A 3,011-nucleotide genomic window follows, 5' to 3' on the forward strand; every position below is an offset into this window, starting at 1 on the left:
GGCGTAGCAGAAGATCGCGAACCGGTACCCGGTGAAGTGGTCGAGGCTGTACTCCATCGCCAGGTCGTCGCCGATCGGCGTCCACGCGGCACCGTCGAGCGAGTACGCGAACGAGGCGCGGTCGGCGCTGAGGTTCCCGGACGGGACCTCGGGCAGGACGATCTTGTCCTCGTCGAACGTCTTCGCGGAGCGCGTCGGCAGGGCACCGGGCTGGCCACCGCCGCGGACGGGCAGCGCCGAGGGTGCGGTCTCGTTCTCGCCCGTGTCGTCGGTGCGCTTGCGGCGCGGCAGGCCGAGGCCGGTCTGCCCGTCGGTGAGGGCCGCGAGGTCGACCTCACGGACGACCGGCGCGTCCTCGACGGCCGGGGCCGGCGCGGCGGGGAGCTGCGCGGCCTGCTGCGGAGCGGACGGCGCGCCGTAGAGCGCGGTCTCGGTCGCGGCGAACAGCGTCGACGGGAACCGGACGATGGTCTCGGTGCCGGTGCCCTGCGAGCTCTTGTGCAGCCGCACCTCGGCGCCGAGGCGCTGGGCGAGGCGGCCGACGACGAAGAGGCCGAGGCGCTGGGCGCCCAGGGCGTCGCTCGCGGAGACCGACACGATCTTCGAGTTCGCCGCGGCGAGCTCGGCCTCGGTCATGCCCAGGCCGTGGTCGAGGATGCGGACGTACACGTGCTGGCCGGACACACCGGTGGTGACCGTGACGGGCGTCTCCGGCTCGGAGAAGATCGTCGCGTTCTCGAGGAGCTCGGCGAGCATGTGCGCGGCGCCCAGGGCGTTGAAGCCCAGCATGTGCGGGTCGACCTGCAGGTCGAGCTCGACGCGGTCGTACTGCTCGATCTCGGAGGACGCGGTCCGGATCACGTCGGACAGCGGCATCGCGTCGCGCAGGCGTCGACCGGAGTCGATGCCGGCGAGCACGAGGAGCGACTCCGCGTTACGACGCATGCGGGTGGCCAGGTGGTCGAGCCGGAAGAGGTTCGCCAGGGTCGACGGGTCCTCCTCCGCACGCTCGAGCGAGTCGATGAACGACAGCTGGCGGTTGAGGAGCACCTGGTCGCGGCGGGCGACGTTGACGAACATCTCCGCGATCGACCCACGCAGGGCGGCCTGCTCCTGGGCGACCTGGACGGTCGTGGCGTTCACGGAGTTGAACGCGTCGGCGAGCTTGCCGACCTCGTCGCGCGAGTTGACCGGGATCGGCTGCAGGACGATCTCGGGGCCCTCACCGGGGACGGCCACCTGCTCGACGAGCTTCGGGAGCTGCTCGCGGACGTCGGCGGCGGCGGCGGTCAGGCGCCGCAGCGGCGTGACGATCGCACGGGCGATGACGAGGGCGAAGAACAGGGACAGCGCGGCGGCGGCGACGGCGAGCGCGATCGTGTAGACCGCACGCGTCTCGGACGCGGTCGCGGCGTCGTCGGCGATCTCGGACGCGCGCTTCAGGACGGCGTCGTTGACGCTGACGAGCGACGCGAGCTGCTGCTGGATGTCACCGGCGTACGCGGCGGGGTCGATGCGGTCGAAGCCCTGCGAGTTGCCCTGCTGCATCCACGTACGCATCGACGTGAAGGACGAGGAGGGGTCACGGGCGGGCATCGCGATGCCGTTCTCGCCGAGCCGCTCGACGGCGGCACGGGCACGGGCACGCGACACCTCGGTCGTCGTGACGAGGTTCTGGTAGACGCGGGCGCCGGCGGCCTGCGCCTGGCGGGCACGCAGCAGGCCCTGACCGGCGAGCATCTCGGTGACGAGGCCGTCGGCCGTCGCGGAGACGTCGCGGTACGCGGTGACGTACTGCGCGAGCGTGCGGTCGTCGAGGACGTTCGCGACCTGCTCGACGAGGTCGATCTGGCCCTTGATGATGGCCTCGTAGCTGTTCGCCGTCTGGTTCCGGTCGCCCTTGCCGTCGACGAGCGTGCGCACCTGCGGCAGCGCCGTGTTGTGCGCGAGCTGCACCTCCTGGAACTGCCGCACCACGGAGGGCGGGAACTCCTCGAGGTCGAGCTCTCGCGTGATCGGCCGGACCTTCGCCAGCATCGAGTCGGTCGCGGCGCGTGCGGCCGCGATCTCCTCGACCGGCGCGGAGTTCACCGACAGCACGCGCTCCGTCTGGATCGCGCTCGAGAGCGGGGCGTACGCCTGGAGCGCCGCCACGGCACCCTCGGCCGCCCGCACACGCTGCGCCTCGCGGATCGCGTCGTACGAGATGAACGCCCCAGCGCCGAACAGGACGAGCATGGGCACGGCAAGGACAGCCAAGATCTTGGCGCGGATGCCAAGCCGTCGCAGCATGTCGTTCCTTTCCTCCACCCGACACGGGTGTTGCCACCGGGGGGCGTGTCGGCCCTGCGTCCTGTCGGAACCCTCGAGGGGGTCCACCGCCACCATCGGCTCCTGGACGCCGGACCATTAGCCCGCGCCAGAGTTTGCCATGGACCTCACCCGATGGGATACGCCGGGACGGGACCAGGTGCGCACCCTGTCTGCCGCGTCCTGACGGGCCGCTAGGGTGCGCAGATGAGGGCTGTCGTGGTCACGGAGCCGGGTCCTGCGGACGTCCTGCGGGTGGCCGACGTGGACGAGCCCGTGCCGGGCCCCGCCGAGGTGCTCGTGCAGGTCAGCGCGGCGGGGGTCAACCGGGCGGACCTCCTCCAGCGCGAGGGCCGCTACCCCCCTCCGCCGGGTGCGCCGCCCTGGCCGGGCCTCGAGGTGTCGGGTGTCGTCGTGTCCGTCGGGGACGCCGTGGCGGGTCGCTGGCGGCCCGGCGACCGGGTCGCCGCGCTCCTGGCCGGCGGAGGTTACGCCGATCGGGTGACGGTCCACGCCGACCTGTGCCTGCCCGTGCCGGACTCCGTGCCCCTCGAGGACGCCGCCGCGCTGCCCGAGGCGGTCGCGACCGTGTGGTCGAACCTGCGTGCGGCGCACCTGTCGCCGGGCGAGACGCTCCTCGTGCACGGCGGGTCCGGCGGGGTCGGCTCGGTGGCCGTGCAGCTCGGCCGGGCGCTCGGCAC

At 72.7% G+C, this 3,011-nt stretch carries 2 protein-coding genes; one reads left to right on the forward strand and one right to left on the reverse strand.

From position 1 onward, the window contains the following. Positions 1-2,292 (reverse strand): sensor histidine kinase (locus tag HGA02_RS14960; RefSeq protein ID WP_168679810.1); only part of this gene is annotated, 2,292 nt, incomplete at its 3' end. A gap of 225 nt (positions 2,293-2,517) precedes the next feature. Here HGA02_RS14960 and HGA02_RS14965 point away from each other — a divergent pair. Further along, positions 2,518-3,011: alcohol dehydrogenase catalytic domain-containing protein (locus HGA02_RS14965; RefSeq protein ID WP_168679811.1), on the forward strand; the 494-nt coding region annotated here is incomplete at its 3' end.

Source organism: Cellulomonas septica, assembly GCF_012396155.1.
Taxonomy (GTDB): Bacteria; Actinomycetota; Actinomycetes; order Actinomycetales; family Cellulomonadaceae; genus Cellulomonas; species Cellulomonas septica.